Here is a 16,619-nt window from a genome sequence, read left to right on the forward strand (position 1 = left end):
GTCCGGCATGACGATGACGGAGGAAGGCGCGCCTACCCCGCCGCGATCCCCAGCCGGTCGCCGGCATAGCGCCCGTCGCGGATCGGCGCCCACCACCAGCGATTGTCGAGATACCAGTCGACCGTCTTCGCGAGCCCGCTGGCGAAGCTCTCCTCGGCCCGCCAGCCCAGCTCGCGCTCGATCTTCGACGCGTCGATCGCATAGCGCCGATCGTGTCCCGGCCGGTCGGCGACGAAGCGAATCAGATCGCGCCGCGTCCTCCCGCCCGCCGGCGGCACGCGCTGGTCGAGCAGGTCGCAGATCGCTTCGACCACCTGGAGGTTGGTGCGTTCCTCGTTCCCGCCGATATTGTAGCTCTCGCCCACGGCCCCCACGCTCATCACCTGATCGAGCGCCCGCGCATGATCCTCGACATGGAGCCAGTCGCGCACGTTCGCCCCGCGCCCGTAGACCGGCAGTTGCTTGCCCTCGAGCGCGTTCAAAATGACGAGTGGGATCAGCTTTTCGGGAAAATGGTACGGCCCGTAATTGTTCGAGCAGTTGGAAAGCACCACCGGCAACCCATAGGTCGCGTGCCACGCGCGCACGAAATGGTCCGACGCCGCCTTCGACGCCGAATAAGGCGATGACGGATCGTAGGGCGTTTCCTCGGTGAACGCCCCGCCGTCGAACGGCAGGTCGCCGAACACCTCGTCGGTCGAGACATGGTGGAACCGGAACCCCGCCTTCGCCGCCCCGTCCAGCCCGCGCCAGTAATCGAGCGCCGCCGAGAGCAGCCGGAAGGTGCCCACCACATTGGTCTCGACGAATGCGCCGGGCCCGTCGATCGAGCGATCGACATGGCTTTCGGCGGCGAGGTGCATGATCGCATCGGGCCGCATCGCCCCCAACAGGTCGGTGACCAGCCGCGCATCGCCGATATCGCCCTCGACGAAATGATAGAGCGGCGACCCCGCGATCGTCGTCAGCGACGCCGGATTGCCCGCATAGGTGAGCTTGTCGAGGTTGATGACGCGGGTGTCGCCGCGCCCGATCAGGTGCCGGCACACCGCCGAGCCGATGAAGCCCGCACCGCCGGTGACGAGGATCGTCCGCATCAGCGTGCCCCCTCGACGCAGCGGCGCAGGTACGCCGCATAATCGGTCTTGCCCATCATCGCAGCGCGCGCGAGCAGGTGATCGGCATCGACATAGCCGTTGTCGAACGCGATCTCCTCGGGGCACGCGATCTTGAAGCCCTGCCGCTGTTCGATCGTACGCACGAACGACCCCGCATCGTGCAGGCTGCCGTGGGTGCCGGTGTCGAGCCAGGCATAACCGCGCCCCAGCCGGCTGACGCTCAGGTCGCCGCGGTCGAGATAGGCGTTGACGACATCGGTGATTTCCAGCTCGCCGCGCGCCGATGGCTTCACCGCGCGCGCGATCTCGGTCACGTCCTTGTCAAAGAAATAGAGCCCGGTGATCGCCCAATCCGATTTCGGCGCGGCGGGCTTCTCCTCGATGCTGGTGACGCGCATCGTCTCGGGCTCGAACGCGACCACGCCGTAGCGTTCGGGGTCCTCGACGCGATAGGCGAAGATCGTCGCGCCCCCGGCCTGCCCCGCGGCCTCGCGCGCCTTGCCCGACAGGCCGTCGCCGTAGAAGATATTGTCGCCCAGGATCAGCGCCGCCGGGCCGCCGTCCAGGAAATCCGCCCCGATCAGGAAGGCTTCGGCAAGGCCGTTGGGCGCCGCCTGCTCGGCATAGGAAATCTCCAGCCCGAACGCCGATCCGTCGCCCAGCAGCGCCGCGAACATCGGCAGGTCGCGCGGGGTGGAGATGATCAGCACCTCGCGGATGCCGCCGAGCATCAGCGTCGACAGCGGGTAATAGATCATCGGCTTGTCGAACACGGGCAGAAGCTGCTTCGAGATCGACAAGGTCGCGGGATACAGCCGCGTGCCGCTACCGCCGGCGAGAATGATACCCTTCATGCGCTCCCTTTCGGGCACCTCCCCTATCGCCAGACCTTGACCATCGAGTTAACCGCGCCGCATGGATCGGATGATGGTGTTCGGACGATTTGCCCGCGGCGCGCCCGCGACCTTCGCGCTGCCGCCCGGCGAGCGCGCCTATGCGATCGGCGACGTCCACGGCCGGCTCGATCTGCTCCAGCAATTGCTCGGCAGGATCGATGCCGACGATGCCGCGCGCGGCAATGCCACGACGCACCTGATCCTGCTCGGCGATCTCGTCGATCGCGGCCCCGATTCGGCCGGCGTCATCCGCCTCGTCCAGCGGCTGGCGGCCGCGAGCCGCCACGTCCGCGTCATCAAGGGCAATCACGAGGAAGTGTTCGTCAAGGCCGCCCGCGGCAATGTGCGCGCGGCGCGCGGATTGCTCGAAATGGGCGGTTATGAAACGCTCGCCAGCTTCGGCATCGATGCCGAGACCGCCGATCACGGCACGCTCGACGATCTGTGCGCGCTGATCGCCGAGCGCGTGCCCGCCGAGGCGATCGATTTCCTCGATCGCGGCGAAAACCTGGTGCTGCTCGGCGATTATCTGTTCGTCCACGCCGGCATCCGCCCCGGCAAGCCGCTCGACCAGCAGGCGGGCGCCGACCTGCGCTGGATTCGCGAACCCTTCCTCTCCGCGCGCCGCCGCGATCCGTGGATGATCGTCCACGGCCACACGCCGGGCGACGCCGTCGATCACGGCCCGCAGCGGATCGGCATCGATACCGGCGCCTTCGCCACCGGCGTGCTCACCGCGATCGGCCTCGAGGGCACCGAACGCTGGTTCCTCCAGACCGACGCCGCCGCCTGACGCACTGCGCGGCGCGATTGTGCCGCGCGCCGCATTGCGCGCCGCCGAGGCTTCCGATATAGCCGCGCGCATCCCGCCCCGGCGTGCGCGCTCCCGTTTCGCGCGGCCGGGGCCGCTCATTTCAGGGGTACACGATGGCACGCCGCCGCCAGATCTATGAGGGCAAGGCCAAGATCCTCTACGAGGGGCCGGAACCCGGCACGCTGATCCAGTATTTCAAGGACGACGCGACCGCGTTCAACGCCCAGAAAAAGGGCACGATCAGCGGCAAGGGCGTGCTCAACAACCGTATTTCCGAGCATATCTTCACGCTGCTCGGCCATATCGGCGTGCCCACGCACTTCATCCGCCGCCTCAACATGCGCGAACAGCTCATCCGCCAGGTCGAGATCGTGCCGATCGAGGTCGTGGTCCGCAACGTCGTCGCCGGCTCGCTGTCGAAGCGCCTCGGGATCGAGGAAGGCACCCAGCTCCCACGCACGATCATCGAATATTATTACAAGGACGATGCCCTCGGCGATCCGATGATCACCGACGAGCATATCGCCTGCTTTGGCTGGGCGAGCCAGGAGGAGATGCACGACATCGCCGATCTGGCGATACGCACCAACGATTTCCTGTGCGGGCTGTTCGCGGGCGTCGGCATCCGCCTCGTCGATTTCAAACTCGAATTCGGCCGCATCTGGGATAACGATTACGGCCGCATCATCCTCGCCGACGAGATCAGCCCGGACGGCTGCCGCCTGTGGGATATCGAATCGAACGAGAAGCTCGATAAGGATCGCTTTCGCCGCGATCTCGGCGGCGAGGTCGAGGCGTATCAGGAAGTCGCCCGCCGGCTCGGGCTGCTCCCCGAAGGTGCCGATGCGGGCGCGGTGCTCGATCTCGAAAAGCACCGCAAGCGCCGTGGCAAGTAAGGGCGGGCTCTTTAGCGGCCGTTAACCCCTTTTCTCTATCCCCCGACGCTACGTTTGGGGATCAGGAAAAGGAACGATCCATGCGCGCCACGCTCGCATTGCTTTCGCTGCCGCTGTTGTCGCTTGCCGCGTGCGGCGGCGGCGGTGACGGCGTCAACTCGCTCGGCACCATCGCCCCGCCGGGGGGCGGCGGCATCGGCTTCGGCAACACGCCGAGCGGCGATGCGCCCGATCATTTCCTCGATGTCTCTGCCGAAACCACCTTCGATGCGCTCGGCAGCTTCCAGTCGCTGACGATCGACCCGCAAACCGGGGCGCAGCTCTATCGCGGTAACGCCAGCACGACGTCCACGCCCAGCGGGACGATCAGCTATAACCCGCGCGATGGCATCTTCGTCGTCACCGTGTCCGATTCGAATGCCGGCGTCTCGCGCGAGGTCCGCTTTCAGGATCCGGCGCACCGCACCGATTACGACCCCAACGTGCAGCCTGTCCGCGAAGCGCCCGATCTGACGGGGTTCAACTATCTCGCCGCGGCCGACGGGTCGACCTTCTTCTATCAGCGCCCCGGCACCACGACGAAGTCCGTCACCCTCGCCGGCTTCGTGCATCTCGAAGCCGACGACAAGGGCTTTATTACCACCTATGAACATGGCGCGACCGTGTTCGGCGATCCCACGTCGTTCCTCCAGGTCCCGATCAAGGGCACCGGTCATTATGACGGCGATTTCCTGGCCACGATGATCAACCAGGAATCGTTCGACACCGGCGGCAGCGCCCCGGTCTTCCAGTGGCTCACCGGATCGAGTTCGGTCGATGTCGATTTCGCCAAATCGACCGTCGATCTCGCGCTCACCGGCAAGGTCGGTCCGGGCTTCTCCGGCGATCTTCCGGTCAACGATGCGACGCTCAACGTGCCATCGAACGCGACCTTCAACGCAACCGGGTCAGCGACGATGGCCGCGCTCGCCGCGGGCTTCTCCGGCAAATTCACCGCCGCGAGCTTCACCGCGGGCGGCACCGACATTCCGATCGACTTCACCTCGGTGAACCCCACCACCAGCACCGCCGGCGCCAGCTCGATCGACGGGCGCTTCTACGGCACGGACGCGGCCGAACTGGGCGGCAATTTCCGCATCGTCGGTGGCATTCCCGATCAACGGATCGATATCCACGGCGCGTTCACCGGCGCCAAATAACCGCCGAACCACAGGGGATACGCGCGATGTGGGGACGAGCAGCCGCCGTGGCGGCGGCGCTGATGGCGGCCGTCGTCGCCACCCCCGCCGTCGCACAGGCGACGCCCGACTGCGATGACGGCACCTGCCGCATCCAACTGACCCCGCAGCAGCTCCAGGCCGCTGCCGAGCGGCTCGTCAGCGCGCGCCGGTTCGATGAAGCGGCGCCGCTCGTCGCCGCGCTGCGGCAAGCGCCGGGCTTCGCGATGCAGAGCCGCTTCCTCACCGGCTATATCGCCGCCGAGACGGGGCATCCCGATCAGGCGGCGGCGCAATATCGCGCGATCCTCACCGACGATCCGGGGCAGACGGGGGTGCGGCTCGCGCTCGCCAAGGCGATGCTCGCGCTGCACAAGCCCGGCGCCGCCGACCGCCAGTTCAAGATCGCCGAGCAGGATCAGGACTTGCCGCCCGAGGTGCTGCGCACGATCCGCACGGTGCGCGACACGATCCGCGCGCAGCGCCCCTGGCAGGTCGACGTCAGCGTCGGCCTCGCGCCCGATACCAACATCAACAATGCCACCAGCCTCGATACGATCAGGGTCAATCTGGGCGATAATTCGATCCCGCTCACGCTCGACGAGCGCGCGCGCGCCAAATCGGGCATCGGCCAGACAGCACAGGTTTCCGCGCGGATGCGTCTTCCCGCCGCCGATCGCCTCTCGATCCTCGCCGATCTCGACGGCAACGGCACCAATTACGGCGGCAAGGATTTCGACGATTACGTCGTCCAACTGGCAGCGGGCGCCGATTATGCGCTGACCTCAAAGACGCACGCCTCGCTGGAGGCGGTCGGCGCGCACCGCTGGTATGGCGGCGACGCCGTCAGCCGCCAGATCGGCGCCCGCGTCGGCCTCCAGACGACGCTCACCCCCAGCCGCCGCGTCGGCGTGCAACTCGATCTGCGCCGCACCACGGCCCTGTTCGACGCGCGCTACAGCGGCTGGCAGGGCGGCCTCTACGTCACCTACGAACAGGCGGTGTCGCCCACGCTGCTCGTCTCGATGGGGCCGTTCGTGCGCCGCGACTGGCTGAGCGACAACACCTTCTCCAACATCGAGACAGGCGCCAATGTCGGGATCGGCGGCGCGATGCCGCTCGGGATCAATTTCGGCCTGCGCGCGGGCGCCTCGCGCGCGGTCTATGACGCGCCGTTCGTCTTCTTCGATGCCGCGCCGCGCCGTGATTGGCGGCTGGTGGCGCGCGCCACGCTCGGCAATCGCAAGATCCGGGTGCTGGGCCTGTCGCCGCAGATCGGCTTTTCGTGGACGCGGATCGAATCGACGATCGGCTTTTACGACGCCACCCGCAGCCGCTTCGAATTTACGCTGGCGCGGTATTTTTGAGGTTTTGAGCGCCTTTTCGGCGCAAGGCGGCCCCGGCCCGATGCTAGACCCCGGCCTTCGCCGGGGAGGATATTGTGTGTGTGTGGCGCACGCGCGGCGATGACGCTTGCGGACCAGCGGCCGCGTCGCCATAGGGTAGAGGCATCCCGGGACCGCCAGAATCGTCAGGTAATCGCATGAAGCTCCGCATTGTCGTCACCCTCAAGAACGGCGTGCTCGACCCGCAGGGCAAGGCCATCCACCACGCGCTGACGGGCCTCGGCTTCACCGGCGTCAACGATGTGCGCGCCGGCCGGCTGATCGAACTCGACGTCGCCGACAACACCACCGACGAGGCAATCGACGAGATGTGCCGCAAGTTGCTCGCCAATACGGTGATCGAGAATTACCGGGTGGAACGAGCATCGCCAGGAAAAGTGGAAGCCGGTTTTCCGTCCGGCGATGCGAATAAAAAAGGCGCGTAGCCATGAAAACTGCGGTCATCGTCTTTCCCGGCTCGAACTGCGATCGCGACATCGCGGTCGCGCTCGAAAGCGTCACCGGCACCAAACCCGCGATGGTCTGGCACGGCGACACCGAATTGCCCTCGGGCGTCGGCCTGATCGCGCTGCCCGGCGGCTTCTCCTACGGCGATTATCTGCGCTGCGGCGCGATCGCGGCGCGATCGCCGATCGTTCGCGCGGTGGTCGCGGCGGCCGAACGCGGCACCCCCGTGCTCGGCATCTGCAACGGCTTCCAGGTGCTCACCGAAACCGGGCAGCTTCCCGGCGCGCTGATGCGCAACCAGCGGCTCGATTTCGTCTGCCGCGATGCCCCGCTCACGGTCGAGAACGCGCAAAGCGCCTTCACGTCGCGCTACGAAGCGGGGGAGACGATCACGATCCCCGTCGCGCATCACGACGGCAATTATTTCGCCGATGCCGATACGCTCGACCGGCTCGAAGGCGAAGGCCGCGTCGCCTTTCGCTATGCCGCCGACATCAACGGCTCGGCGCGCAACATCGCCGGCGTGCTCAACGCGGCCGGCAATGTCCTCGGCATGATGCCGCACCCCGAACGCCGGATCGAGCCCGCCCACGGCGGCACCGACGGCCGTCGCCTGTTCGAAGGGCTGCTTGAGACAGTCGGCGCCTGACGCGGCTGTCCTACAGGCGGGTAATTTGCTACGTGAACTCTGAACCGTTCGCCCTGAGCTTGTCGAAGCCTGTCCTGAGCGCCTGCCTTGGCAGGCAGTCGAAGGGGGCCGCTCTTCTTCTTTCGACCGGCCAAAGAATAGAACGGTGCTTCGACAAGCTCAGCACGAACGGGATGGAGAGCGATCTCGATCCTAGCGAGCATCGTCGTAATGGTATGATTTCATTTTTAATTTTTCGATTCCTGGCCCCGAATGAGGAAGCCGTTTTGGCCTAACCTTCGCCTAACCTTCCGGGTTGGGGAGCGGGCCGGTGCCGCCTCTGCAATCGCTCTCCCGCGATTTCTCAAACACACTCTCACACCCGCGCGCGGAACGGCGTGAAATCGGTGCCGCGATCGTACACATCGATCCCCTCGCGCCGCTTGAGCCAGCCGACCACCAGATAGGTCACCGGCGTCAGCACCACTTCCCAGCCCACCTTGAGCAGCCATTGGGTAACGATCAGCGTCACCACCAGCCCGGGCGTGAAGCCGACCGCGCCGAGGAAAGCGGCGGGGTAGAAGATCAGGCTGTCGACCCCCTCGCCCGCGATCGTCGAGCCGATCGTGCGCATCCACAGATGCTTGCCCGCGCTCCAGATCTTCATCCGCGCGAGCACATAGGAATTGACGAACTCGCCCGCCCAGAAGGCGAGCACCGAGGCGAACACGATCCGCGGCACCTGCCCGAAGATGATCTCGTACGCGCCCTGATTACCCCAACTCGGCGCCGCGGGTAGCTTGACCACCACCCACGACATCAGCGCCATGAACAGCACCGCGACGAACCCCGCCCAGATCACCCGCCGCGCCCGCGCATAGCCGTACACCTCGGTCAGCACGTCGCCGATGACGTAGGAAATGGGGAAGAACAGGATGCCCGCGCCGAACGGCCGATCCCCTAGCCACGGCAGGCTCACCACCGCCACCTTGCCCGCGCCGAGCACGTTGGAAAGCAGAAGGATCGCGACGAACGCCGCCATCACGTAATCGTAATAACGCAGGTGCGCGGCCGTGATCGCCCCCGCCTCGACCGCTTTCGGCATGTCGTCCCCTTCGATCATGCGCGGCTGTATGATCCCGGTTTCACCCCGGCGCAATCCGCGCTAGGACTCTTCGAGCTTCGCTGGAACGGCACCGGCCCGCTCCCCCACCCGGCCACCCATTAGGATACACTGTTGGGTGGCCGGGTGGGGGAGCGGGCCGGTGCCGCAACCGACGAACAACGCGCGCCCGTAGCTCAGTTGGATAGAGCACGAGCCTTCTAAGCTTGTGGCCGCTGGTTCGAATCCAGCCGGGCGCGCCACTTCGGTATAAAACTGCGAACGCCAACAGCCGCCGATTCTACGCTAGCAGCAGCGACAAGTGTCCGTAGCAGTTCAGTTTTCGAGCCCATGATGCGAATCTCGCTCGGGTCGACGACCTCGACCCGCTGGGCAAGCGCGCGTAAATGGTCCCGCCGATAAGTTCCATCTTCGTTCCGCAGCTTGCGTCGAGCTGCGAGCGCGAACCGCCGCAAACTGTCCGGCGTGATCGCGGGCCCGAGTCGCTCCACCGCGGACGTTGCGCGCTCCGCGTCAGCCTGCGCCTGATCGCGCACCGCGGTGAGTTCTGCGATGCGATCTTTCAGCGACGGGTCGGCCATATCGACCACGCCGTTCTCGATCGCTTCATAGAGACGTTTCAACTTCGCCTCGGCTTCGGCGGCGCGCTTTCGCAGCTCCGCGATGTGTCCGCGACGGCGTTCATTCCATTCTTCACGTCGCTCAAGCAACTGATCCATCATCGTCGTCAAACGCGCCGGATCGAGCAGCCGCCACTCCAGGTGATTGACCACAGCGCGGTCGAGCTTGTCCATCGGCACCGTCAGACCGCGACAACCACGCTCGCCCTGCCGCGCCTTCGTCGAGCAGGTGTAGTAGCGATACATGCCGCCTGCGCTGCCCTTGCCGGTCCGTAGCGTCATCGCACCGCCACAGAATGCGCAGAAGCAAATCCCGGTCAGTAAAGTCGGACCGCTCACAGCGCGCGGCGGCATCCATTGCGGGCTGCGCGCCTTCAACGCCGCCTGGACGGCCTCGAACTCCGCTTCGGTGATGATCGGCGGAACATCCATGACCGCGTGCTCGGCCTCGGGTTTTGCCGTGCGCGTCTTGTGGTCGCGCGTGTTGAACCGATGCTGCCCGATATATGTGGTGCGCGTGAGTATCTGATGCACCGAGGCGATGCCCCAGCGGCCGCCGTCGCGGGTGCGAACGTCGCGCTCATTGAGATAGGTGGTGATCGACTTGATACCCATCGGACCGCGGTCGCCGCCACCATTGAGCGCCAGCCTGTAGATCAGGCGCACCGTGTCGGCGTGGATCGGATCGATCTCCAGCTTCTTTTTGATCTTCGCTCCGCGTTGTTCGGCGGCCACGATGCGGTAACCGATCGGCGGCAGCGCGCCATTCCAGTAGCCCTGACGCGCATTCTCCTTCATGGCGCGCAGGGTGTGCTTGGCGTTCTCCTTCGACTGGTATTCGTCGAACAGCGTCATGATCTGACGCATCATCACGCTCATCGGGTCGTCGCCGAGATCCTGAGTGATGGAGATCAACCGCACGCCATTCTTGGCCAGCTTGCGAACATAGAATTCGAACTGGAACTGATCGCGGAAGAAGCGCGAGAAGGAATGCACGACGATGACGGTGAAGGTTGGCGGCTTCACGAGCGCAGCGTCGATCATCGTCTGAAACGCTGGCCGGCGATCATCAGTAGCGGTATTGCCTGGTTCAACGAATTCAGCCGCGACGTCCCAGCCCTTGGCGACGCAATAGGCCGTATTCTGCCGGCGCTGATCTGGGATCGAGAGATCGCTCTCCGCCTGGCGTCCCGTCGAGACGCGCAAATAGAGCGCCGCCTTGGCAATCGCAGGCCCAGCCGTCACGTCAGGCGATGCGGGTGCTGCGTCGGTCATGGCTCCACCAATCGCTGGATTGCGTGCATCGGTAGGACCAGCCGGAGGGAGTCCGGCAGCCGCACGAAGCCGTTTCCCTCATAGAAGGCGGCGGCGCGCTCACTGATAGCATCCACCACCAGCATCGAGGAACCGACTGTGGCCGCGCTCGCATAGGCGCGCCGCACGGCGTCGGCGAGAAGCATCGCACCCAGGCGTTCGCCCTGCCGCGATTCGGAGACCGCCAGCCGTCCGACCAGCGTGGCGCTGACCAGTGGATAGCGCGGGATGTGCTTGCGGGTGGCGGCCGGCACGTCGCCCTGCGCCACGCTGGTCGCGCATAGCGTATAATAGCCCAGCACGACGTCCGGCTTGTCAGGCTCGACCAGAATGAAGACCCCATTCGCCTTGCGCCGCACATCCTGGCTTGCCTGCGTCCGGAGATAACGGTCGAGGCTGTCGACGCCGCAGGCAAAGCCGTCCCGCTCGTGATGCGACGCGAGCGCCTCGATCTTCAAATCTGGCCGAGACGCCGCCATGTTCAGGAAGCGACCCGGCGCTTGTGCTCGGCCAGGGCGCGGACCAGCCGCTCGCTCGGCTCAGGCGGATTGACCAGCGCGTCGAAGAATGCCGCGCGGTCGTGATCGGACAACACCAACGTCTCATGCTCGGCGATCGTCCGGCGTGCGGTGTCGGTGAGCGCAGTCACGCAAAAGTCGCTGACCTTGCGCCGCGAGAGGTGGGCGGCCCGCTCGATAAGATCCTTCGTTTCTTCATCCAGCCGGAATCCGAGGCGTTCGACGCGGTTGGGCGTTTCCCGTTCGATCTTGGGCTGTTTGCGCGGCATTGGGGTCACTCCTGACATGGTCTACGTTTCCTCAACAATGTACGTCATATAGACGAACAAATCAACTTCCAAATTCCCATCAGGCTCGCGGCCCGAAAAGCTCGTCCAGCTCTTGGGCGAAATGGCTTTCCATGACCCTCAACTCGGCGTCCGTGATCGGCACGATCTCGGGCCAGTCGTCAGTCACCGTGATCGCCCCCTCTAAGCGCAGGGGCGACCGCCCCGCGCGCGGCGCTGGCGGACGCGCATAGTCATACAGGTCTTCAGACTCGCCGGACCATTCAGGCAGGACCCGGCGTACACGTCGCTTCTGGGCCATGCCTCACTGGAGCGACGCGCGGCGCCTGACGCAATCAAAAGGAGGAGGCGTCGTGCTGTGGCGTAGCAAAACAGGCGGCCGGCGGTTTTCCGTCTGCTCGGCACCGCCCTGTGTGCAAGACGGCTTCCTTTGGCCGTGATAATAGTATAGGGGAGTACCCTATGGTACACACCATATCCAACAAAGACCAGCTCATCGCACGCGTCCGCCGCATCGCAGGCCAGATGGCCGCGATCGAGAAGGCGATCACCGAGGAGGTCGGGTGCTCTGCGGTCCTGCACCAGGTCGCCGGCGCCCGCGGCGCGATCAATGGGCTCATGGACGAGTTGGTCGAAGACCATGTGCGCGAGCACGTCGCCCACCCGGACCTCAGCGATGCCGCGCGCGCGACGGGCGCCGAGGAACTGATCGCGGTCGTGCGCCGCTACATCAAATAGGGACAGATGAGATGACAACCGAGCGGGACATCGGAGCCCTAAACCACGACCACATGTTCCTGGGCGAGGGCCACGACGACAACGCCCGGCGCACGCTCTGGGTGGTCGCGCTGACGACCGTGATGATGGTCGGCGAGATCGTCGCCGGCTCCATCTTCAACTCGATGGCGCTGCTCGCGGATGGTTTCCACATGGCGACGCACGCCGGTGCGCTCGCGATCGCGGCCGGCGCCTATGCTTTTGCCAAGCGCAACGCCACCAACCGCCGCTTCAGCTTCGGCACTGGCAAGGTAGGAGATCTTGCCGGCTTCGCCTCAGCGCTGATCCTCGGGGTCGTGGCTGTCGGAATCGCCTTCGAATCTGTAGGCCGCCTCCTAGAACCGCGCCCGGTGGCCTTCTCGCAAGCGACGGTCGTGGCGGTGATCGGACTCGTGGTCAATATCGCCAGCGCGCTACTCCTCAGCGGCGGGCACCATCATGGCCACCAACACGATGACCATGGCGATCATCATCACGGACACGCGGCCCGCCATAACGACAACAATCTGCGATCTGCCTTCGTCCATGTCCTGGCCGACGCGCTCACTTCGGTGCTGGCGATTGTTGCGCTGCTCGCCGGCAGCTACCTCGGCTGGATCTGGCTCGACCCGGTGATGGGCATTGTGGGCGCGACCGTAATCGCGGTGTGGTCCTGGACTCTGATGCGGGATACCGCCGGCGTGCTGCTCGACACGTCCGACACCCATTTGGAAACCGAGGTCCGCGAGCACGTCGAAGGCAAGGGTGACACGCGCATCACCGACCTCCACATCTGGCGCGTCGGGCCGGGGGCGCATGCGGCAATCGTCAGCGTGACCGGCTGTGTGGATGGAGACACAGTGCGCTCGCGGTTGGCCCCGGTGCACGAGCTGGCGCACGTCACTGTCGAGACGCGCTAGGCCGAGGGGGGCGGCGAGTTGTGGTTTCGCTTCTGGCGTCTAGTGGCCTTTAGAGGAAGAGGGCTGCGGCATTCGCCGTGACGGGTTTGAGGGTCGAGAGAGAGGCTCCCGGCCGGCCCGTCATGGAGATTCTGCCATGACCCAGATAAACATCGTCGCCGAGCAAGATGCCTTCGGCGCCCCGCCGGTTTCAGCCGGCTATAAGGTCGACATCTCGCGCGGCGAACGGATCGGGCGGGTGTCGTCCGAATGGTTCTCGCGGCCCGACGACGAGCGCTATCTGTCGCTCAGCGCCCTCCACGCCGCGGTTCGCGCCCGCGCCGATCGCGCCGCGGCGCGCACCGTCGAATCTCGCGCCATCCGCGTCGAGGCCAGTCGCGATGACGCGGAGCGCCTGGCGTTGATCGTGCCCGGCCGCGAGGAGCCCATCGCTCCCACGCACTGGTCGTTCGGCCAGATGTGCAGCCTCATCGGCGCGCCCGCCGGCTATATGCGGCAGCTTCCCGCGCCGCTTGCCGGCATCAACATGCAGCACGGGCTGCTCTCGCACCGCGCCGAGCTGGTGAAGACGCTGGAAGCGGACGACGGGCGGATCGAACTGCGCGCCGTCACCGGCCCGGACTACGGCCGCATCTGGGACCATGAATTGGTTGCTGCGATCATGAAGATCGCCGGCGACGGCACGGGCGATACATGCTGGAAGGTGCCGGGCCTGCTCGACTGGTCGACCATGACGCACAATCCGTTTGTCGAGGTGACCAAGGACACCACCACCCTCTACGCCTCCGATCGCGATGTCTTCCTCTTCCTGGTCGACGACACTCATCCGATCGAAGCCGGCCGCCTGCCCAATGGCGACCCTGATCTCTACTTCCGGGGCTTCTATTGCTGGAACAGCGAGGTGGGCTCCAAGACGCTCGGCATGGCGTCCTTCTATCTCCGCGCGGTTTGCATGAATCGCAACATCTGGGGCGCCGAGGGCTTCGAGGAGATCTCGATCCGTCACAGCAAGTTCGCCAGCCACCGGTTCGCGCATCAGGCGGCGCCGGCGCTGGAACGCTTCGCCACGTCGTCGCCCGCCCCGTTTCTAGCGGGGATCAGGGCCGCTCGCGAGCAGGTCGTTGCCCGCAAGGACGAGGATCGCGAGAGCTTCTTGCGCAGGCGCGGCTTCTCACGTCCCGAGACTGAGAAGATCATCGCCACCGTGCTGGAGGAAGAAGGGCGGCCGCCGGAGTCGATCTTCGACTTTGTCCAGGGAATCACGGCGCTCGCCCGCGCCAAGCCACATCAAGATGCGCGGCTGGAGCTGGAGGGCAAAGCCGCGAAACTCCTTTCCAGCGTCCGGTAATACCGGGAGGCGTGAAGCCGGTGTCTACGGCTCCACGCCTTTACGATTCCGCGCAGCCCGAGCCTCCTAGAGGAAGAGGGCTGCGCTCGCTTCGTGACGGGTTGAGGTCGCGAGAGAGTCTCACGGCCGCCCGTCATGGAGAATGACCATGACCCGAGTTCAGAAGATCGTCCTGTCCTCATCGCGGGATATCCCGTTCAACAAGCTGGTGCTGAGCCAGTCCAATGTCCGCCGGATCAAGGCCGGCGTCTCAATCGACGAGCTGGCCGAGGACATCGCCCGGCGCACGCTCCTGCAGAGCATCACCGTGCGGCCGGTTCGCGATGCCGAAGGCGTCGAGACCGGCATGTTCGAGGTGCCGGCCGGCGGCCGCCGCTTCCGCGCGCTCGAACTTCTGGTCAAGCAGAAGCGCTTGGCCAAGACCGCGCCCGTGCCCTGCGTCGTGCGCGAGAACGGCATTCCCGAGGAAGACAGCCTCGCCGAAAACGTCCAGCGCGCGCCGCTGCATCCGCTCGATCAGTTCCGGGCGTTCCTGGCGCTGCGTGAGAAGGGCCAATCCGAGGAGGACATCGCCGCGGCCTTCTTTGTCGCTGTGTCGGTGGTCAAGCAGCGCCTCCGCCTTGCGTCCGTCTCGCCCAAGCTGCTCGACGTCTATGCCGACGACGGCATGACGCTGGACCAGCTCATGGCGTTCACCGTCAACGGCGATCATGAGCGCCAGGAGCAGGTGTTCGAGCGCCTGACCCAGTCGTACTCCAAAGAGCCGCATGTCATCCGCCGGATGCTCACCGAGGGGGCCGTGCGGGCGTCTGACAAGCGCGCGCAATTCATCGGCCTCGACGCCTACACCGAGGCGGGCGGCGTGATCCTGCGCGACCTGTTCCAGGGCGACGACGGCGGCTGGCTGCAGGATGTCGGTCTCCTCGACATGCTGGTGGCCGAGAAGCTGCGCGAGCAGTCCGAAGCGATCCGCGCCGAAGGCTGGAAGTGGATCGATGTCGCGCCCGACTTTGCCTACGGCCACACCTACGGCCTGCGGCAATTGCGCGGCGAGCAGATTCCGCTCACCCACGATGAGCAGGCGACGCGCGATGCGTTGCAAGCCGAGATGGACAGTCTGGAGGAGACCTACGCCGAAGCCGAGGAACTGCCCGACGAGGTCGATCAACGACTCGGCGAGATCGAGACGGCGCTTGCCGCCTTCGATGAACGCCCCCAGGCCTTCGATCCCGAGGAGGTCGCGCGAGCTGGCGCCTTCATCAGCATCGACGGCTCCGGCGCCCTGCGCATCGAGCGCGGCTATGTCCGCCCCGAGGACGAACTTCGGATCGCCCCCGAGTCTGACGCCGAGACCGATCCGGCCGAAGGGCCGACCATCGCAACACGCGCTGAGCATGACGGTGCGAGCGTGGTCGCGGACCCGGAGAGTCCTGCCGCTGAGCCCGAAGAAGACGATGGTATCAAGCCGATTCCTGACCGGCTGATGACCGAGCTGACCGCCCATCGGACCCTGGCCCTTCGCCATGCGGTGGGCGAGAATCCCGACATCGCCTTCATCGCCGCGCTTCACGCCCTGTGCCTCAAGGTGTTTTACCGTTACGCGCAGGACACCTGTCTGGAGCTCGACCTGAAGAGTGTCGGTTTCAGCGCTCAGGCGCCGGGCCTTGCCGACAGTGCGCTTGCCGTCGCTTTCGACGCCCGGCATCAGGCTTGGGTCAGCGCGCTGCCGAAGGAACCGGCCGACCTTTGGGACGGGCTTGTGACGTTCGACGGCGACAGCCGTCGGGCGCTCTTCGCTCATTGCGTCTCGCTGTCGGTCAACGCGGTCTATGAGGCCTACAATCGCAAGCCTCGCGCGCTGGCCCACGCCGACCGGATCGCCCATGCCGTCGATCTCGACATGGTTGCCGCCGGTTGGACGCCGACGATCGAAAACTATTTTGGTCGGGTGACCAAGGCCCGCATCCTCGCAGCCGTGCGGGAGGCGAAAGGTGAGCGTGCGGGCGACCGCATTGAGCATCTGAAGAAGGCCGAGATGGCCGAACAAGCCCAGACGCTGTTGGCCGGGTCCGGATGGCTGCCGGAGCCGCTGCGCACACCGGGTCGCGACGTGCTGAGCGCCGTTGAGTCCGACGCCATCGACGCTGCGGAAGCAGGCGCCGACGCGGCGGGCGAAGAAACGGCGGCGGACGGCGGCGAAACGGCCGTGGTCGAAGACGACGAAGTGACCGAGGATGAGTCGGTCGCGCTCGAAGCCCACGCGACCGCGGCCGAATAACGAAGGAGCCAACCGCACTGCCAGGGGCCCGCC

At 65.8% G+C, this 16,619-nt stretch carries 16 protein-coding genes and 1 tRNA gene; 11 read left to right on the forward strand and 6 right to left on the reverse strand.

Features of this window, described 5'->3' with window-relative positions; genetic code table 11:
- Positions 1–32: 32 nt before the first annotated feature.
- A complete protein-coding gene (gene rfbB / locus DFR49_RS19925; RefSeq protein WP_119037468.1) occupies positions 33–1,097 on the reverse strand; it encodes a dTDP-glucose 4,6-dehydratase in 1,065 nt (354 codons plus the stop codon).
- Entirely contained in the window at positions 1,097–1,972 is an 876-nt protein-coding gene (gene rfbA / locus DFR49_RS19930; protein WP_119037469.1) for a glucose-1-phosphate thymidylyltransferase RfbA, read from the reverse strand. The genes rfbB and rfbA overlap by 1 nt, the downstream gene beginning before the upstream one ends.
- A gap of 70 nt (positions 1,973–2,042) precedes the next feature.
- Here rfbA and DFR49_RS19935 point away from each other — a divergent pair, with 70 nt between their 5' ends.
- The 6 genes from DFR49_RS19935 to purQ all read left to right on the forward strand — a co-directional run bounded on the left by DFR49_RS19935 (position 2,043) and on the right by purQ (position 7,443).
- Entirely contained in the window at positions 2,043–2,807 is a 765-nt protein-coding gene (locus DFR49_RS19935; protein WP_245968669.1) for a metallophosphoesterase family protein, read from the forward strand.
- Between the two features lie 134 nt (positions 2,808–2,941).
- Complete coding sequence (gene purC / locus DFR49_RS19940; RefSeq protein ID WP_119037470.1) at positions 2,942–3,724, forward strand: phosphoribosylaminoimidazolesuccinocarboxamide synthase; 783 nt, start codon at positions 2,942–2,944, stop codon at positions 3,722–3,724.
- A gap of 80 nt (positions 3,725–3,804) precedes the next feature.
- Positions 3,805–4,923: a transferrin-binding protein-like solute binding protein gene (locus tag DFR49_RS19945; protein ID WP_119037471.1), complete on the forward strand. Its 1,119-nt coding sequence runs from the start codon at positions 3,805–3,807 to the stop codon at positions 4,921–4,923.
- 26 nt (positions 4,924–4,949) lie between these two features.
- Complete coding sequence (locus DFR49_RS19950) at positions 4,950–6,308, forward strand: surface lipoprotein assembly modifier (protein WP_119037472.1); 1,359 nt, start codon at positions 4,950–4,952, stop codon at positions 6,306–6,308.
- A gap of 176 nt (positions 6,309–6,484) precedes the next feature.
- Entirely contained in the window at positions 6,485–6,772 is a 288-nt protein-coding gene (gene purS / locus DFR49_RS19955; RefSeq protein ID WP_119037473.1) for a phosphoribosylformylglycinamidine synthase subunit PurS, read from the forward strand.
- A gap of 2 nt (positions 6,773–6,774) precedes the next feature.
- On the forward strand, positions 6,775–7,443 hold the full coding sequence (purQ, locus tag DFR49_RS19960; protein ID WP_119037474.1) for a phosphoribosylformylglycinamidine synthase subunit PurQ: 669 nt from the start codon (positions 6,775–6,777) through the stop codon (positions 7,441–7,443).
- A gap of 355 nt (positions 7,444–7,798) precedes the next feature.
- Here the strand turns inward: purQ and DFR49_RS19965 are convergent, their stop codons facing one another.
- Positions 7,799–8,527, reverse strand: coding sequence for a queuosine precursor transporter (locus DFR49_RS19965; RefSeq protein WP_245968670.1), 729 nt, complete (start codon positions 8,525–8,527; stop codon positions 7,799–7,801).
- A 183-nt stretch (positions 8,528–8,710) separates the two neighbouring features.
- On the opposite strand from DFR49_RS19965, the gene DFR49_RS19970 reads away from it, so the two are divergent.
- Positions 8,711–8,787: transfer RNA gene (locus DFR49_RS19970), tRNA-Arg, on the forward strand.
- Here the strand turns inward: DFR49_RS19970 and DFR49_RS19975 are convergent.
- From DFR49_RS19975 to DFR49_RS19985, 3 genes are read right to left on the reverse strand one after another with little or no spacing between them, the layout of a single operon-like run.
- Positions 8,746–10,440 (reverse strand): recombinase family protein, encoded by a 1,695-nt coding sequence (locus tag DFR49_RS19975; protein WP_119037541.1) that lies wholly within the window; start codon positions 10,438–10,440, stop codon positions 8,746–8,748. The two genes, DFR49_RS19970 and DFR49_RS19975, sit on opposite strands and share 42 nt — an antisense overlap.
- Positions 10,437–10,937 carry a GNAT family N-acetyltransferase gene (locus DFR49_RS19980; RefSeq protein WP_211325951.1) on the reverse strand — a complete coding sequence of 167 codons (501 nt, stop codon included), beginning with the start codon at positions 10,935–10,937 and terminating at the stop codon, positions 10,437–10,439. Before DFR49_RS19980 ends, DFR49_RS19975 begins: the two co-directional genes overlap by 4 nt.
- 23 nt (positions 10,938–10,960) lie before the next feature.
- Positions 10,961–11,266 carry a type II toxin-antitoxin system TacA family antitoxin gene (locus tag DFR49_RS19985; RefSeq protein WP_012114844.1) on the reverse strand — a complete coding sequence of 102 codons (306 nt, stop codon included), beginning with the start codon at positions 11,264–11,266 and terminating at the stop codon, positions 10,961–10,963.
- A 480-nt stretch (positions 11,267–11,746) separates the two neighbouring features.
- On the opposite strand from DFR49_RS19985, the gene DFR49_RS19995 reads away from it, so the two are divergent.
- The 4 genes from DFR49_RS19995 (at position 11,747) to DFR49_RS20010 (ending at position 16,586) form a co-directional block, all read left to right on the forward strand.
- The gene (locus DFR49_RS19995) at positions 11,747–12,022 is read left to right on the forward strand and encodes a metal/formaldehyde-sensitive transcriptional repressor (RefSeq protein ID WP_012114846.1); all 276 of its coding nucleotides are present in this window, start codon (positions 11,747–11,749) and stop codon (positions 12,020–12,022) included.
- 11 nt (positions 12,023–12,033) lie between these two features.
- Positions 12,034–12,960, forward strand: a complete 927-nt coding sequence (gene dmeF / locus DFR49_RS20000; protein WP_012114847.1) for a CDF family Co(II)/Ni(II) efflux transporter DmeF — start codon at positions 12,034–12,036, stop codon at positions 12,958–12,960.
- Between the two features lie 136 nt (positions 12,961–13,096).
- Complete coding sequence (locus DFR49_RS20005) at positions 13,097–14,308, forward strand: hypothetical protein (RefSeq protein ID WP_012114848.1); 1,212 nt, start codon at positions 13,097–13,099, stop codon at positions 14,306–14,308.
- A gap of 148 nt (positions 14,309–14,456) precedes the next feature.
- On the forward strand, positions 14,457–16,586 hold the full coding sequence (locus DFR49_RS20010; RefSeq protein ID WP_012114849.1) for a ParB/RepB/Spo0J family partition protein: 2,130 nt from the start codon (positions 14,457–14,459) through the stop codon (positions 16,584–16,586).
- Positions 16,587–16,619: the final 33 nt, after the last annotated feature.

It is taken from the genome of Hephaestia caeni (assembly GCF_003550065.1).
In the GTDB taxonomy this organism is placed as follows: Bacteria; Pseudomonadota; Alphaproteobacteria; order Sphingomonadales; family Sphingomonadaceae; genus Sphingomonas; species Sphingomonas caeni_A.

Excerpts from the sequence above, each read along its gene's own strand:
- DFR49_RS20010 (WP_012114849.1), top strand. The coding sequence starts at position 14,457 with ATGACCCGAGTTCAGAAGATCGTCCTGTCCTCATCGCGGGATATCCCG.
- DFR49_RS19935 (WP_245968669.1), top strand. The coding sequence starts at position 2,043 with ATGATGGTGTTCGGACGATTTGCCCGCGGCGCGCCCGCGACCTTCGCG.
- purS (WP_119037473.1), top strand. The coding sequence starts at position 6,485 with ATGAAGCTCCGCATTGTCGTCACCCTCAAGAACGGCGTGCTCGACCCG.
- DFR49_RS20005 (WP_012114848.1), top strand. The coding sequence starts at position 13,097 with ATGACCCAGATAAACATCGTCGCCGAGCAAGATGCCTTCGGCGCCCCG.
- DFR49_RS19945 (WP_119037471.1), top strand. The coding sequence starts at position 3,805 with ATGCGCGCCACGCTCGCATTGCTTTCGCTGCCGCTGTTGTCGCTTGCC.
- purQ (WP_119037474.1), top strand. The coding sequence starts at position 6,775 with ATGAAAACTGCGGTCATCGTCTTTCCCGGCTCGAACTGCGATCGCGAC.
- DFR49_RS19975 (WP_119037541.1), bottom strand. The coding sequence starts at position 10,440 with ATGACCGACGCAGCACCCGCATCGCCTGACGTGACGGCTGGGCCTGCG.
- DFR49_RS19965 (WP_245968670.1), bottom strand. The coding sequence starts at position 8,527 with ATGCCGAAAGCGGTCGAGGCGGGGGCGATCACGGCCGCGCACCTGCGT.
- rfbB (WP_119037468.1), bottom strand. The coding sequence starts at position 1,097 with ATGCGGACGATCCTCGTCACCGGCGGTGCGGGCTTCATCGGCTCGGCG.
- purC (WP_119037470.1), top strand. The coding sequence starts at position 2,942 with ATGGCACGCCGCCGCCAGATCTATGAGGGCAAGGCCAAGATCCTCTAC.
- dmeF (WP_012114847.1), top strand. The coding sequence starts at position 12,034 with ATGACAACCGAGCGGGACATCGGAGCCCTAAACCACGACCACATGTTC.
- DFR49_RS19950 (WP_119037472.1), top strand. The coding sequence starts at position 4,950 with ATGTGGGGACGAGCAGCCGCCGTGGCGGCGGCGCTGATGGCGGCCGTC.
- DFR49_RS19995 (WP_012114846.1), top strand. The coding sequence starts at position 11,747 with ATGGTACACACCATATCCAACAAAGACCAGCTCATCGCACGCGTCCGC.
- rfbA (WP_119037469.1), bottom strand. The coding sequence starts at position 1,972 with ATGAAGGGTATCATTCTCGCCGGCGGTAGCGGCACGCGGCTGTATCCC.
- DFR49_RS19985 (WP_012114844.1), bottom strand. The coding sequence starts at position 11,266 with ATGCCGCGCAAACAGCCCAAGATCGAACGGGAAACGCCCAACCGCGTC.